The 14392-nt window shown below is 61.2% G+C and carries 12 protein-coding genes; 8 read left to right on the top strand and 4 right to left on the bottom strand.

All coding sequences use genetic code 11. The features are described 5' to 3' along the window. Position 1: 1 nt before the first annotated feature. Positions 2 to 1144, bottom strand: a complete 1143-nt coding sequence (locus HAH_RS16780) for a thiolase family protein (RefSeq protein WP_014030892.1) — start codon at positions 1142 to 1144, stop codon at positions 2 to 4. 99 nt (positions 1145 to 1243) lie between these two features. Here HAH_RS16780 and HAH_RS16775 point away from each other — a divergent pair, with 99 nt between their 5' ends. Together HAH_RS16775 and HAH_RS16770 are read left to right on the top strand one after the other, a co-directional pair. Beyond that, positions 1244 to 2128: a 3-hydroxyacyl-CoA dehydrogenase family protein gene (locus HAH_RS16775; RefSeq protein WP_014030891.1), complete on the top strand. Its 885-nt coding sequence runs from the start codon at positions 1244 to 1246 to the stop codon at positions 2126 to 2128. Beyond that, on the top strand, positions 2125 to 2937 hold the full coding sequence (locus tag HAH_RS16770) for an enoyl-CoA hydratase/isomerase family protein (RefSeq protein ID WP_014030890.1): 813 nt from the start codon (positions 2125 to 2127) through the stop codon (positions 2935 to 2937). Before HAH_RS16775 ends, HAH_RS16770 begins: the two co-directional genes overlap by 4 nt. A gap of 105 nt (positions 2938 to 3042) precedes the next feature. On the opposite strand, the gene HAH_RS16765 is transcribed toward HAH_RS16770, so the two are convergent. Continuing rightward, positions 3043 to 3813 carry an IclR family transcriptional regulator gene (locus tag HAH_RS16765; protein ID WP_014030889.1) on the bottom strand — a complete coding sequence of 257 codons (771 nt, stop codon included), beginning with the start codon at positions 3811 to 3813 and terminating at the stop codon, positions 3043 to 3045. Positions 3814 to 3925: 112 nt separating this feature from the next. Here HAH_RS16765 and HAH_RS16760 point away from each other — a divergent pair, with 112 nt between their 5' ends. Further along, positions 3926 to 4252, top strand: coding sequence for an EthD domain-containing protein (locus HAH_RS16760; protein WP_014030888.1), 327 nt, complete (start codon positions 3926 to 3928; stop codon positions 4250 to 4252). 60 nt (positions 4253 to 4312) lie between these two features. Here the strand turns inward: HAH_RS16760 and HAH_RS16755 are convergent, their stop codons facing one another. Then, complete coding sequence (locus HAH_RS16755; RefSeq protein WP_014030887.1) at positions 4313 to 4783, bottom strand: VOC family protein; 471 nt, start codon at positions 4781 to 4783, stop codon at positions 4313 to 4315. A gap of 192 nt (positions 4784 to 4975) precedes the next feature. On the opposite strand from HAH_RS16755, the gene HAH_RS16750 reads away from it, so the two are divergent. The 5 genes from HAH_RS16750 to HAH_RS16730 all read left to right on the top strand — a co-directional run bounded on the left by HAH_RS16750 (position 4976) and on the right by HAH_RS16730 (position 12712). Continuing rightward, complete coding sequence (locus tag HAH_RS16750; RefSeq protein ID WP_014030886.1) at positions 4976 to 7825, top strand: penicillin acylase family protein; 2850 nt, start codon at positions 4976 to 4978, stop codon at positions 7823 to 7825. Positions 7826 to 7955: 130 nt separating this feature from the next. After that, the gene (locus HAH_RS16745) at positions 7956 to 9203 is read left to right on the top strand and encodes an ABC transporter substrate-binding protein (protein WP_014030885.1); all 1248 of its coding nucleotides are present in this window, start codon (positions 7956 to 7958) and stop codon (positions 9201 to 9203) included. Positions 9204 to 9211: 8 nt separating this feature from the next. Next, positions 9212 to 11236 carry an ABC transporter permease gene (locus tag HAH_RS16740; RefSeq protein ID WP_014030884.1) on the top strand — a complete coding sequence of 675 codons (2025 nt, stop codon included), beginning with the start codon at positions 9212 to 9214 and terminating at the stop codon, positions 11234 to 11236. Continuing rightward, positions 11229 to 11993, top strand: a complete 765-nt coding sequence (locus HAH_RS16735; RefSeq protein WP_014030883.1) for an ABC transporter ATP-binding protein — start codon at positions 11229 to 11231, stop codon at positions 11991 to 11993. Before HAH_RS16740 ends, HAH_RS16735 begins: the two co-directional genes overlap by 8 nt. Beyond that, positions 11990 to 12712: an ABC transporter ATP-binding protein gene (locus HAH_RS16730; RefSeq protein WP_014030882.1), complete on the top strand. Its 723-nt coding sequence runs from the start codon at positions 11990 to 11992 to the stop codon at positions 12710 to 12712. Before HAH_RS16735 ends, HAH_RS16730 begins: the two co-directional genes overlap by 4 nt. A gap of 274 nt (positions 12713 to 12986) precedes the next feature. Here the strand turns inward: HAH_RS16730 and HAH_RS16725 are convergent, their stop codons facing one another. After that, positions 12987 to 13739 (bottom strand): IclR family transcriptional regulator, encoded by a 753-nt coding sequence (locus HAH_RS16725; RefSeq protein WP_014030881.1) that lies wholly within the window; start codon positions 13737 to 13739, stop codon positions 12987 to 12989. Between the last annotated feature and the right edge of the window lie 653 nt (positions 13740 to 14392).

Raw genomic sequence — 14392 nt, 5'->3', positions numbered from 1 at the left:
ATCAGGGACGCTCGAACACAACCGCGACGCCCTGACCGAAACCGACACACATCGTCGCCAGTCCGTGCGTCGCCTCCCGCCGTCGCATCTCGTGTAACAACGTTGTCGTGATCCGCGCCCCCGAACAGCCAAGCGGGTGGCCGAGCGCGATAGCGCCACCGTTGACGTTGAGCCGCTCGGCCGGAATCCCCAGCTCGCGCTTGCAGTGGAGACTCTGCGCGGCAAAGGCCTCGTTGAGTTCCACGAGGTCGATATCGCCGATTGTCAGTCCAGTATCGTCCAGTGCGGCACGCGTCGCCGGAATCGGTCCCCGTCCCATGACTAGCGGGTCGACACCAGCGACGGACCGCGTCTTGACCCGGCCGAGAACATCCAGGTCGTGCTGTTCTGCGTACGCCGCCGAAGTGACGAGCATCCCGGCCGCGCCGTCGGTCAGCGGTGACGCGTTCCCCGGCGTTACTGTCGCCGCCTCGTCGTCGCGGAACACCGTCGGGAGTTCGCTCAACTGCTCGACTGACGTGTCTGCTCGCGGTGTTTTGTCGCTCTCTACCGCTGTCTCGCCGGTGTGGACTGGCACGATCTCTGCGTCGAACCGCCCGCCTTCCATCGCAGCGACCGCCCGCTCGTGTGAACGCAACGCGAACTCGTCCTGGGCTTTTCGGCTGATATCGTGGGTCCGTGCGATGGTTTCGGCCGTCTGTCCCATCGGGAGCCTGTCGGGGTCGTACCGCTGTTCGATAGCGGGATGCAGCCAGTCGGAGAAAGGGACGGTGCTCATGTGCTCGACACCGGCCACCGGATACACCGCCCCGTCGCCCGCCTCGATGGCGCGAGCGGCGTCGACGAGCGTCGTCAGTGACGAGCCACACAGGCGGGTCGTCGTCGCCCCAGGCACCGTCTCGGGGAACCCACCGGCGAGTATCGACTGCCGGGCGAGGTTGCGCCCCTGCTCTGCCTCCTGGTTTGCACACCCGAGCCGGAAGTCGTCCCACTCGACGGCTGGGACATTGGTCCGGTCAACGAGGGCAGCAAGCACAGCGGTGACGAGGTCCTCGGGATGTGTCCCGGCCAGCGCGCCATCCTTCGGTACCTGTGGCGTTCGTACGGCGTCGACAACAACGGCTTGCGAGTCGGAAGCAGTCATCCTCACCGACTCCTATCGCGGCCGCCGTATTAAATGCAGGCCACGCCGGCGGCGAGACGCAAGCAACGTTTTTATCCTTCGCTACTGTGCTGAGAAACGATGCACGTAGCTATCCTAGGCGCCGGTACCATGGGACACGGTATCGCTCAGGTGTCGGCAATGGCCGGTCACGACGTCACTCTCCGTGATATCGAGGCGGATATCGTCGACGACGGCCTGGCCGCCATCGAGTCGAATCTGGAGGAGGGTATCGCCCGGGAGAAAGTGACCGAATCCACGGCTGAGGCAACCTTGGACCGCCTCACCGGAACGACATCGCTGGAGGCGGCTGTGACCGGGGCAGACCTCGTCGTGGAAGCAGTCCCCGAAGACATGGATATCAAACACGAGACGCTTACCGAGGTCGAGTCCCACGTCGACCCGGCGACGCTTATCGCGTCAAACACCTCTTCACTGTCACTGACTGAGATAGCGAGCGTCCTCAACTATCCCGACCGAGCCATCGGCCTTCACTTCTTCAACCCGGTTCACATCATGGCACTCGTCGAGATCGTCGTCGCGGAACAGACGAGTGCCGAGACGGTCGCGCGTGCCCGCGAGTTCGTCAACGGGATCGACAAGACACCGGTCGAGGTGGCCGATGCACCGGGCTTTGCTTCCTCCCGCCTCGGCGTCTCGCTGGGCGTCGAAGCGATGCGGATGGTGCAGGAGGGCGTTGCAACACCGGGGGACATCGATACCGCGATGGAGCTCGGCTACAATCACCCGATGGGGCCTATCGAACTCGGCGACGTCGTCGGTCTCGACGTCCGCCTCGATATCCTCGAGTACCTGCGTGCGGAACTCGGTGAACGGTTCCGCCCGCCACAGATCCTGAAACGAAAGGTCCGGGCCGGGAAACTCGGCAAGAAATCCGGCGAGGGGTTCTACGTCTGGGAGGACGGCGACATCGTCGGCACCAGCGGCGACTGGGGGGACGCATGACGGAGCTCGCTGACGCCGCGGCGGACTGTGAAACGGTTTCGGTGAGCGTCGGCGACCGCGTCGAGAACGTCGCTACCGTCGAATTACGCCGTCCGGAGGCCCGAAACGCGCTCAACACGCAGTTGCGGTCGGAGTTCAAACAGGTCTTCGACGCAGTTCCGGACAGTGACGTACGTGCTGTCGTGTTGACTGGCGCGGCAGACACCGGCGCATTCGTTGCGGGTGCCGACGTGACGGAACTCCGCGAGCGGGATATGCTAGAGCAACGGGAGGCGAGCAAGCGACCGCGGGTCTACGAGTACGTCGACGAGTGCCCGATGCCGGTCATCGCCCGCATCAACGGGCACGCGCTCGGCGGCGGCTGTGAGCTGATTCAGGCGGCTGATATCCGGATCGCGCACACGGACGCGAAGTTCGGCCAGCCGGAGATCAACCTCGGCATCATGCCCGGCGGTGGCGGGACACAGCGGTTGCCACGTCTGGTCGGCGAAGGCCACGCGATGCGGCTGATCCTCACCGGCGAACTCATCGACGCGACGGAGGCCGCTGACATCGGCCTCGTCGACGAGGTCCACGACGACGACTCCTTCGACGAGCGCGTCTACGATCTAGCGTCATCCATTGCAGAGAAAAGCCCCGCGGCGCTCGAATTTGCGAAGAAATCCGTCCGCGCAAGCTCCCGCATGGACCTCGAAGCCGGCATCGAGTACGAAGCCGAACTGTTCGCGCAACTGTTCGCCACTGGCGACAAGGACGAAGGGATCGACGCATTCCTCGAAGACAGAGAGCCGGAGTGGACCAGCGAGTGAGCGCGTCCCCATCCCAGAACGAAGTCCCTAGCTTGGCTGATACCGCACACAGGGAAGAACAGTCCAAAAACAGCCAGTTGCCCCGCTAGAACTGCGCTGGTGGTCTCACGGATGGGCCATGTTTATCCCGATTTCGTTGACGACGCCCAGTAGCAGCGTCGGCAGTTCGTCCCGGAGAATGGGGCCTTCAAGCCGGCTTGCCGGGCCGGAGACACTGATCGCCCCGATGGCAACGTCGTTTTCGTCCGTAATGGGGGCCCCGACCGCGTGCAGTCCCTCCACAGACTCCTGAAAGTTGAACGCGTAGCCGCGGTCACGTATCGTCTCGATTTCCTCCCAGAGTTCGTCCCTGTCGGTGATCGTCTGTGGCGTCCGGCCGGGCAGGCCGTGCCTGTCGATGGTCTCCGTGATCTGGCTATCCGGAAGGTGTGCGAGTATGGCCTTCCCCGCGGCGTGCTGGTGGAGATAGTTCCGATGGCCGACCCGGGCGTACGTCTGCACCGAGTGTTTGCCCTGCGCGCCGTAGATGTGGACGCTCCGGCCGTGTTCTTCGACTGCACACCAGATCTTTTCCTCGGTCTCCTCCGCGAGTTCGTCGACTCTCGGCTTGGCCTCGTCGTAGAGCCGGTATTTGTTCCGCGCCACTTCGCCGTAGTCCAGAAAGCGGATACCGAGCTGATACTCGTTGTCGTCCTCGACGAGGAGGCTGTTGGCCGCGAGCGTCTTCAGGTATCTGTGCGTTGTACTCTTCGCACAGTCGAGGTGGGCCGTCATCTCCGACACGGTGGCCGTGTCGTGTTCCTTGAGATACTCTATAATCTCGATCGCTCGCTCAATCGTTCCGACCGGCCTGTTGACAGCGGGCGGGATTGCCATACGTACACACATGACTAATTGGCTTACAAGTGTTTTGTTCGAGTAGCTTGAATCGGTGGCAGCCCTGTCTGATCGGTAAGTAAAAGCCACTCCGGGGCGACACGGGGAACGCATGGTGAAAATCGTCGATCTGCTCGTCCGGAGAGATAGCTACACCCACGAGGAGTTCGCTGACCGATGGCAGGGCGACCACTCGGAGCTGGCGAAGGACCTGCCGGGACTGCAACGCTACGTGACGTCTGTGCCGACAGACCCGGAGCGTGCAGCCTACGACGGCGTGCTTGAGCTCTATTTCGAGGACATGGACGCACTCAGCGAGGCGTTTGATTCCGACCTCGCCGAGACGGTCCAGGCTGACGCGGCTGAGTTTATCGACCTGGAGGCCGGCCCCCGAATGATTGTCGAGGAAACGGTCCAGCTCGACGAAAGAGACGACTGATAGCGTCGCTCCTGCTGTTCCCGTTCGACTCCGTTTCCCGAGAGCGAACCGTTGCAGATATCAGCCATCGAGTCGGCTTCCATCGACGTAGAGTTTCTCGGCGGGCGGCCGCTCAGCGTCGTAGCTGTCGTGATACTCGAACAATTGAAAGAGCGCCCCGGTCGGGTTCGACGGTGGGACAAACGCCTCGGTCCAGTCCTGGTACTCGCGGTACTCGACGACGCTGTAGCCGTTGCGTTCCAGGACCGCTTTCATCGCGTCAATAGCAGCCACTTCCAGCGTGACGTGGTGGAGTCCCGGACCGTGGTCGTCGAGATACGACGTGAGGAACGTGTCCGGTGCCTCCGGAGCGATGAGTTCCAGCCGTGACGCCTCCCGACCGAAATCGTACTGCGCCCAGCGAAACCGCCCTTCGACGGACTCTTCGATGAGTTTTCGACAGCCGAGTGCGAACAGGAACGGTTCGGCGTCACTGATGTCCTCGACAGCGATTCCGATATGATCGACACGGATCGGCGTCTCCTGAGACATGGCGAGGACTGCGTCAGGCACCCAATTATATGCTTGGGTCGGACAGTGTGTCTCGATCTCAACGGGACGCCAACTATCCCGTATAGCATCCGTTCCCTCTCCACCCTACTACTAACGAATGTGAACAGACACACTCGCTCCGCCCGAAATGTTCCCAAATATTTATTAAATATCCAGACTGTCGACTACGGGATGCCAGCACAGCACCAGCAATCGCGGCGGCACCTCACACGACGAACGCTCCTGAAGACGGGCGCGGCGGTCACCGGCATGACCGGTATCGGAGCCGTGGAGACGGAGCTAGCGTACGCACAGGACGATGACGCGACGGTCACGATACGACGAGACGACTACGGCGTGCCACACGTCTACGCCCGCGACGCCGACAGCCGTGACCCGGTGTTCTATGGGTTCGGATACGCGACCGCGGCCGACCGGCTCTACCAGCTAGAACTGTACCGGCGGTACTATCACGGGACTGTCGCAGCGGTCCTCGGCTCGGGTGACGGGGACACCGACTGGGTCCAGTTCGATATCGAGGCGCGGCGCAACACCGCCGGCGAGCCGTCACTCGACGAGCAGGCCGCTGAGCAGTTGACGGCGGACCAGCGAGCGGTCCTGCAGGCGTTTACCGACGGCATCAACCGGTACATTACCGACGTCCGTGAGAGCGAGGAGCTGGAATTCCACCAGGCGTTTCAGGAGCACGGGTTCGAGCCCGAGGCGTTTACTACGGCGGACACCGCGGGGATGTTCGTCGCCAGTATGGCATATTTCAGCGGCTTCCAGCTGGAGACCCTCAGCGCGACTGTCCTCGACGCACTCACACAGGAAACAGGGAGCGAACAGCGTGCCACGGAGCTCTTCGAGGACCTGCAGTGGGGTAACGACCCCGGCTGCCCGACCTCGACAGTCCAGCCATCGGATGCCTACTCCCCTCCCTATACTGATGTCGGGGCAGGGTCGACACCCAACGTGACCGGGGGACAGGAGACAGACAGGGTGACGCGCGGGGCAACCGGCGCGTCTGTGACGCCGAGCAACTTGGTCACCGGTGGTGACTACACGCCACCAACTGACGCCGACGGGATGCACGAGGCAGAGATGGAGCGGATGCGAACGCTTGCGTCCGGACTCGACAGTCTTGGCCTCCCGATTAAGTACGGCAGCAACGCCCTCGCTGTTCAGGGTGATATCACGGCCAGTGGCGATGCGCTACTGATGGGCGGGCCACAGATGGGGTTCAACACGCCTTCGATAATGTACGAGGCGAGCCTGCACGGGCCGGATTTCGACGTCACCGGTGTCACCGTTACCGGGTATCCGTTCATCATGTTCGGACACAACCGCAACGGGGCACTGACCTCGACCGCCGGGATCGACAACTGCATCCAGATGTTCACGGAGTCGATCACCACCAACGCGTCGGGTCCGGACACGTACACCTTCCAGGGCGAGGAGTACGAGGTCGAAACAGCCGAGCAGACGATCACTGTCGCCGACGGCGAGGACGTGACGTATACTGAACGGTTCACACGCCATGGTGTCGTGACACAGTGGGACCCCGACAACGGGGAAGCGCTGGCGCAGACGAAGTCATACGCCGGCCGGCACATGAACTGCTGGCGGGCCTTCTACGAGTGTCAGTTCGCGACGGACGCCGAGGAGTTCCAGGAGTCAGCACAGCGCTGTGACTATGCACTGAACTTCATGTGGGCAGACAAGGACGGCGACATCGCGTATGTTCACTTGGGACGGTATCCGGACAGCGAAGCAGTCGACTGGGACACTCGGTTGCCGGCCGACGGAACGCAGTACGAACTCACGTCGGCGGACTACCTGCGCGCGGCTGACGGTGACGTGCCCTACGCGATCAACCCCGCCCCGGGGTACTCGGCACAGTGGAACAACAAACCCGCACCGGACTGGAACAACGGCGACCTGAGCTATTCGTGGGCGACCGACCACCGCGTGCAGCGGATCATCAATCTGGTCGAACAGCGGTTAGTACAGGAGGGGACAGTCGATTATGAGTTCCTGAAGACCGTTATCTACGATATCTCCTTCACCGATCTGCGTTCGATTCGGTACAGAGAGCATCTGCTCGACGCGCTTTCGGACGCAGACCTCTCCGGCACCGAACAGCAAGCCCGCGACGAACTGGCTTCGTGGGACCACTTCGCCCAGGCCGACGGCGAAGACAACGAGGGACGCCACTCTGCCGGCTACACGATCTGGGATGCGACGTTCCCGTACATTCTGGAAGAGGTTTTCAGCGAGACGTTCGGGAGCGCATACGGACCGGCATCGTACTTCCTCGACTACGACTACGGGCGCGGCACCCTGATGCGGGTCCTCAACCCGGCGGAGACAGCACTGCCGACGCAGGCCGAGTACGCCGATGGAGATATCACGGACGCGCTGGTCAGGGCGTTCCGGACCGCAGTGAGCGAACTCGCCGAGCGATACGACGGCGACCCGGAGTCCTGGCGGCGTGAGGCAGCCCTGCACGAGTTCGACAACCTCGCGCTGTTCGGGATGCCTATCGGCGTCACGTCCGCGGGGAACACAGCGCTGATGAACCGTGGGACCGAGAATCACGTCGTCCGGCTCAGCGACGACCCGCAGGCAGAGAACATCCTCCCGCCCGGAAACGACGGCTACGTCGCTCCAGACGGCACTACCGGCGAACATTACGACGACCAGCTGGCGATGTTCGAGGACTTCGAGTACAAACAGTTGTTGTTCGCTGACGCCGCCATCGAGTCCGCAACGACTGAAACCCGTGAGTTGACGCGGTCAGCAAGCCCGGCTGACGGTGCCACCGATGACACGCCGACGAGTGAGGGCACTGAGACAGACGCGAGTACTGTGGCCGGCGGGGCGACAACTCCTGCCGAGACAGAGAGCACGGTCACAGCGACGGAGACGAATACCGGGACTGCCGCCAGTGGTCCCGGCTTTACAGCACTGACTGGGGCGACCGCAGTACTCGGGACTGCGCTGGCGTGGCTGTACAGACAGGACGACAACACCAGCTAGCCCCCACGGCGGTGGGGATCAAAAGCCGCGAGACGCGATAGTGGAGTTACCGAACGCGGCGAACAGCGCGAGACACGCCGACAGGGGGCAAGGCTTTAATACGATTTGCTTAACAATAGATAATGAACCTATGTCGAGCGAAGGTACCTCACCAGACAGTAGTGTGGGAATCGACCGTTCACGGAGACAGTTCATCGCCGCCGCTGGCGCGGTCGGCGCGCTTGGCCTCGCCGGCTGCCAAGGTGGATCAACAGGTGGCGAGGAGGCGGTGACCGTCGCGAGCCTGAATCCAATGACTGGCCCGTTCAGCTCTCTCGGGCCGGGCCAGCGTACTGGCGCTGAACTCGCTGTAACGGAGATAAACAACAACGACGACTACGACTTCGAGTTCGAGCTGGTGACGGGCGATACAGAGACTGAGGCCGGGGCCGCACAGTCCGAGGCCCAGCGTGTCGTTCAGGAAGAGGGGGCAGAGTTCGTGTTCGGTGCGATTTCAAGCTCCGTTGCGCTCGGGCTGAACGACTTTGCCGCGCAATCTGAGCATATCTACTTCCCAGGCGGCGCAGCGGTTCCGATCACCGGGTCTGCCTGCAACGAATGGGTGTTCCGCTTTGAAACGAACACTGCACAGATCGCTGAGGCGATATCGGCGTATTCAGTCAACAATCTGGGGAACAACGTCTGGTTCCACTACGCGGACTACGCGTACGGCGACTCGGTGTACAACCGCACGAGCAGACGAATGGAGAGTGCCAGTGACGACTACACCGAGGTCGGGACATCAACGTCGGCGTTGGGTGCCAGCAACTACGGCTCGTTCATCACGCAGATCAGCAACTCCGACGCTGACGTGGTCGTGTTGGGGATGACCGGTGGTGATCTGGTGAACTTCACTAACCAGGCCGCAGATCAGGGCCTCACCGACCAGATGGCTGTTGTCGGTCCGACCCAGACGTTCCAGAGCGTCCGTGCCGGGACCGGGTCGAACAGCGTCGGCACCTTCGGCGGCGCTCGGTATGACCCCTCGCTCGAGACCGGGGACAATCAGGCATTCGTCGAGGCCTACGCCAGCGAGAACGACAGAGAGCCCGGCAACTTCGCCCGCGTCGGCTACGACTCGATACGGCTGATGGCCAAAGGAATGAACGAAGCCGGGAGCACCGAACCGGGGGATGTCCGGGACGCCCTCGAAGGAGGCACGTTCACGACAGTGCTTGGGGATATCACGCTTCGGGAGAGCGATCACCAGGCCACCAATCCGACGTGGATGGCCGAACTCGTCGAAGGCGATGGCGACACAGCGGATGTCGAACTCCTCGAACAGGTCCCGGGTTCGGAGACGCTGCCACCAGCCAGTGACCTCGGCTGTGAGATGTAGGTAGCACAATGGTTGCTGCCGACTTCATCGAACAACTGCTGAATGGCCTCACCCTGGGGATGGTTTACGTCCTGCTAGCCGCCGGCCTATCGGTCATTTTCGGCGTGATGGACGTGATCAACTTCTCCCATGGCGAACTGTTCGCACTCGGTGCGTATTTCTCCCTCAGCATCATCGCGCCGTTCGGCGCGGGGACTGGGTTCTGGATCGCGATAGTGGTTGCACCGGTCGCCGTCGGCCTCATCGGTGCCGCTATCGAGCGAACGACTGTCCGACCGCTGTACGGTCGAGACCCGTTATATCACATTCTCCTGACGTTCGGGCTCGTGCTCGTGATCAACGACGGTATCCGTCTTATCTGGGGGACACAGCAACGACAGCTAGCTGTCCCGGAGTATCTGAGTCGGCCAGTGTCCATACTGGGCGTCCAGGTGTCCGTGTACAATTACTTCATGATCGTCTTTGCGGCGCTGCTCGCGGTCGTGACGTGGTACCTGCTGAACCGGACGAAGTACGGGATGATCATTCGTGCCGGATCGCAGGACCGCGAAATGGTCCGCAACGTCGGTATCGACATCGACCAGTACTACACGCTGGTCTTCGGTGTCGGTGCGGCGCTCGCTGCCGTCGCCGGGATCGTCCTCGGCGGCTACCAGAACGTGAACACCGGCATGGGGAACAGCGTCATCATCCCGGCGTTCGTTGTCGTCGTCCTCGGCGGCCTCGGTAGCTTCAGGGGTGCCGTCTTCGGCGGGTTGCTCGTCGGTGTCGTCCAGACGCTGATGCGGGCCTACAGTGGGTCTGTCGTGGCAACGGTCGGCGATGTCACGCTGAGCGTTCCCAATCTCGAGGGGTTGACTGTGTACCTGCTCATGATCGCCGTGTTGCTCGTGAAACCGCAAGGACTGTTCGGAACGCGAGGTGACGAGTCGGAAAGCGAGGGCGAGATCCTCGTCGGGGGGTACGGCGGGGTACTGGCGGACAGCACACGGGTACGGCTCGGCGGTATCGCCGTTGTCGCGCTCGCGCTCGCCCCACTCGCGATTCTGTTCATGGGCGACCAGTACTACCTCGTCGTTCTCAACGAGATCCTGATCTGGGCTATCTTCGCACTGAGTCTCGATATCGTGATGGGCTATGCCGGCCTGGTCCCCCTGGGCCACACGATGTTCTACGGCGTCGGTGCGTACACCGCCGCGCTCGTCATGTTGCACTATTCGCAGTCGGTTTTCGTCGTGTTGCTCGGGGCGATTCTCATCTGTGCTGTCCTAGCTTGGATCGTCGGCAGCCTCTCGATTCGGGTCTCCGGCGTGTACTTCGCCATGATCACGCTGGCGTTCGCGGAACTGCTCTACAGCGCTGTGTTCAAGTTCGACTTTACCGGCGGGAGCGACGGCCTGCTCGGCTTCGAAGCGTTCCTCGGATTCGGTACTGTCGGGGCGTCGCTCTCGAACATCGAGTTCGGGCTCCTCGGCTACGAACTCGGACAGCAGTTCGTGTTCTACTATCTCGCCTTGCTCATCGCCCTGCTGTCGTTCCTGTTCGCTCGGCGCATGATGAACGCGCCGTTTGGCAGTGTCCTGCAGTCGATTCGGGAAAGCGAGGAGCGAGCGGAGTTCATCGGCTATGACGTCAACAGATACAAGCGCCGGGCGTTTGTCATCAGCGGCGGAATGGCTGGACTGGCTGGCGGCCTCCTCGCAATCAGTCCGTCGACAGTCATCATTTCACCGGACCAGACCCTCAACTGGATCCACTCTGGTGAAGTCATCGTCATTGCGCTGTTTGGCGGAATGGGGACACTGTACGGTCCCATGATCGGCTCCGGTGTCTTCTTCGGTGCCGAGGAGTTCCTCTCGTCGTACACCGACCAGTGGCGGCTTATCATCGGGACGATGTTTATCCTGTTCGTGCTGTTCGTCCCACGCGGTATCGTATCGATTCCGTCTCTCGTCGCACAACGGCTGGAGACGGCCAACAACGCGGACGGTCCTGTCGACATGGATGAGCCGGAAGTGAGAAGCGATGACTGAGACTGTACTCGAAACGGACGGACTGACGAAGCGGTTCGGCAAGCTCACCGCCGTTGACGACGTGTCGCTGTCGGTTGCGGACGGTGAGTTCAGGAGCGTTATCGGGCCAAACGGGGCCGGGAAGACAACGACGTTTAATCTCATCACTGGCGCACTATCGCCGTCAGCGGGTGTCGTGCGGTTCAAAGGTGAGGACATCACTGACGTCGCGCCACACGAACGGGTTGGCCGCGGACTGGGCCGCTCGTTCCAGATTACGAACGTTTTCGGCGGTCTCACCGTTCGAGAAAACGTGCGGCTGGCAGCACAGTCCGTCCACAGTGACGAGATCAATCCCAGCGAAGCGCTGTTCCGTGACAAGAACGGCTTCGACGAGATCACGGAGCAAACCGGGACGGTGCTGGAACAGATCGGGCTCCAAGACAGGGCTGACGAGCACGCGGAGGCCCTGGCGTACGGCGATCAGCGACGACTCGAACTGGGGCTCGTGCTGGCGACAGACCCCGCCCTCGTCATGCTCGACGAACCGACCGCCGGAATGAGTAGCGAGGAAACACAGGCCACGATGGACCTCATCGATGAGGTCCTCTCGGATCGGTCGTTGATGCTCATCGAACACGATATCGACCTCGTGATGCGTGTCTCGGACCGGATTACTGTCCTTACTCGCGGCGAAGAACTCGCAAGCGGGACACCCGACGAGATCGCAAACAACGAAGACGTCCGCGATGCGTACCTCGGTGGTGTCCGAGAATGACTGACCCGCTCCTCTCTCTCGAAGATGTCCGGGCCGGGTACGGGATGACCGAGGTGCTACAGGGCGTCTCGATGGATGTCGAACGCGGAAGCGTTGTGTCGCTGGTCGGGCGCAACGGCGTCGGCAAGACGACGACGCTACGGTCGATTGTCGGTAACATCACCCCGACTGGTGGGTCAATAACGTTCAACGGCGAGGACATCACGACACGCAACTCCGAGGCGACGATCCGGAGCGGCATCGGGTTCGTTCCCGAAGAGCGACGGATCTTCCCCGAGTTGACCGTCCGAGAGAACATCAGAATGGGTGAAATCGGTGCCGAGTCGCCTGATGGGCCGTCAGTCGACGACGTACTGGATATGTTCGAGAACCTCGCGGAGCGAGAACACAAGGACGGGTCGGTCCTTTCCGGTGGCGAACAGCAGATGCTCGCGGTCGGCCGCGCCCTGACTGCCGACCCGGATCTGTTGTTGCTTGACGAACCGACGGAAGGGCTCGCACCCTATGTCGTCCGGCAGATAGAGGACCTGATCCTCGAACTGAACGAACAGGGTATCACGGTGCTGGTCGTCGAGCAGAACATCCCGGTCGCACTGGCGGTCTCGGAGTACACGTACATCCTCGAAAAGGGCGAGATCGTCCACGAGGGGACTGCGGCGGAGATCCAGAACAACGAGGACGTACTCGACAGACACCTCGGCGTCGGTGTCACTGACTGACTATGGCGACAATCGCCGGGCACGACCCGATCCCCGGTCACTAGCCGTATAGCGCAGGGCCCCGTTCGAGACGGGGCTTACCGACCATAGTTCGAGCCCCATGCACCGAGCGGTAACGACCACTAGAGTGCTAACACATCAAGAGTGTCAACATATAACACGGTCAGTTCTATTCTATTGAATCGGCTTCTATCGTGCTATAGCGTTGTTCCGAAGGGATTCGAACGGTCTCACAGGTGTCTTGCCCAGATCAGTGGTGTTCGAGTCAGTAGAACTACTGATACGAGAGATTCACCTGTAGCTCGCCGGAGATCCCACGGATAAGGTCGGTCAGTTCGTTTTCGATGCGTTCGGAGTCCAGCCGGTTCGCTGGTCCCGACACGCTGATGGCACCGTACGTGTTGCCGGCGTTGTCTACCAGCGGGGCACCGACGCCGGCTACGCCTTCGAGGAACTGGTCGATGCCGTAGGCGACGCCGCGGTCCTGAATCTCGTCGAGTTCTGCTTCGAGTTCCTGCCGCTCCCGACCGTCGGGGAGGGGGTAGTCGTAGCTTTCGAGGATTGTCTCCCGCCGGTGTTTCGGCAACACTGAGAGGATTGCCATGCCACCAGCGAGCCTGTACAGTTCGGTGTACTGGCCGATCTGTGAGTTTGTCTGAATCGCCCGACTGCCGAGCGCTTTGGCCAGGAAGACCGCCTTTCCGTTCTCTTCGACGATCCACCACGCTTTCTCGTCGGTTTCGTCGGCTATCTCGTTCAGTTTCGGGGCGACCTCCTGGTACATCTCCTGCCGCTCGCGGACTTTCATCCCGATATCCAGAAACCGCAAGCTCAGCCGATACGCCTTGTTCTGGTCCTGGACGACGTAGCCTCGGCTCTGGAGTGTCGAGAGATGAACGTGGACTGTGCTCTTGGGCATCTCCACCCGCTCTGCCAGCTCAGTGACGCCGAGTGCCTGTTCCGTTTTCAGTGCTTCAATAATGTCCAGCACCCTCCCGGCGGACTCTATCGGACCTTGTCCTGTCATACGCGTATATTCGGCTAACTGTTTATAAAATTATTCAACAAGATTGAACTCTGTGTCCGGGGACTGTGTTATCAGGTGTATTCCCAGTGGCATCGCGACGACTGCACCATGATATACTACCCAAAACTCGGCAATCCAGTGACTCTCCTAAATTCCGTCCGTCCGTTTACGTGCCTACTGATCACTGTATTGCCACTGAGAAACGGAGTAAGGCGGCGTCGTCCCGGTGCTCTAATGCCGGCCGATGCAGATGTCGGACGTGGCACTTGCTGTACACCAGGATGTTCAATCAGCTTGAACTCGGCCGCAGCATACGAAATACAAATGAGAATATAGCGAGGATAGCAGCGTTACCGGGACTAGTCCTGTCACGGTCCCCCAGTCCGTTTCGATTCGCCCTGTTCGTGCTCAGCACTCTCCTTGCACAACCGCAATCGCTTCTCGTATCGCCTCGATACTGGTCTGCACTCCAACGCCGACACTATCACCTACGGCCGGTAACTCTCAGGCTGATTCTGAATTAGATAATAGATGTACGCCTGTTATCCTATGGCTGTATCTCTGAGGTATGTGCGCTCCAGAGCGCAGTGCAACCATCCGGCCTACAGTGAGGGTTGTTCACAGGTGTTGAATCTCAGTCAGGGTTGCATCTG

This window comes from Haloarcula hispanica ATCC 33960, from assembly GCF_000223905.1.
GTDB lineage: Archaea > Halobacteriota > Halobacteria > Halobacteriales > Haloarculaceae > Haloarcula > Haloarcula hispanica.
This window is presented reverse-complemented; position numbering and strand designations above follow the sequence as displayed.

Bases quoted from the DNA above. Each gene is read 5' to 3' on its own strand.
- HAH_RS16760 (WP_014030888.1), top strand. From the start codon at position 3,926: ATGGTGAAAATCGTCGATCTGCTCGTCCGGAGAGATAGCTACACCCAC.
- HAH_RS16750 (WP_014030886.1), top strand. From the start codon at position 4,976: ATGCCAGCACAGCACCAGCAATCGCGGCGGCACCTCACACGACGAACG.
- HAH_RS16775 (WP_014030891.1), top strand. From the start codon at position 1,244: ATGCACGTAGCTATCCTAGGCGCCGGTACCATGGGACACGGTATCGCT.
- HAH_RS16765 (WP_014030889.1), bottom strand. From the start codon at position 3,813: ATGGCAATCCCGCCCGCTGTCAACAGGCCGGTCGGAACGATTGAGCGA.
- HAH_RS16740 (WP_014030884.1), top strand. From the start codon at position 9,212: ATGGTTGCTGCCGACTTCATCGAACAACTGCTGAATGGCCTCACCCTG.
- HAH_RS16780 (WP_014030892.1), bottom strand. From the start codon at position 1,144: ATGACTGCTTCCGACTCGCAAGCCGTTGTTGTCGACGCCGTACGAACG.
- HAH_RS16735 (WP_014030883.1), top strand. From the start codon at position 11,229: ATGACTGAGACTGTACTCGAAACGGACGGACTGACGAAGCGGTTCGGC.
- HAH_RS16755 (WP_014030887.1), bottom strand. From the start codon at position 4,783: ATGTCTCAGGAGACGCCGATCCGTGTCGATCATATCGGAATCGCTGTC.
- HAH_RS16725 (WP_014030881.1), bottom strand. From the start codon at position 13,739: ATGACAGGACAAGGTCCGATAGAGTCCGCCGGGAGGGTGCTGGACATT.
- HAH_RS16770 (WP_014030890.1), top strand. From the start codon at position 2,125: ATGACGGAGCTCGCTGACGCCGCGGCGGACTGTGAAACGGTTTCGGTG.
- HAH_RS16730 (WP_014030882.1), top strand. From the start codon at position 11,990: ATGACTGACCCGCTCCTCTCTCTCGAAGATGTCCGGGCCGGGTACGGG.
- HAH_RS16745 (WP_014030885.1), top strand. From the start codon at position 7,956: ATGTCGAGCGAAGGTACCTCACCAGACAGTAGTGTGGGAATCGACCGT.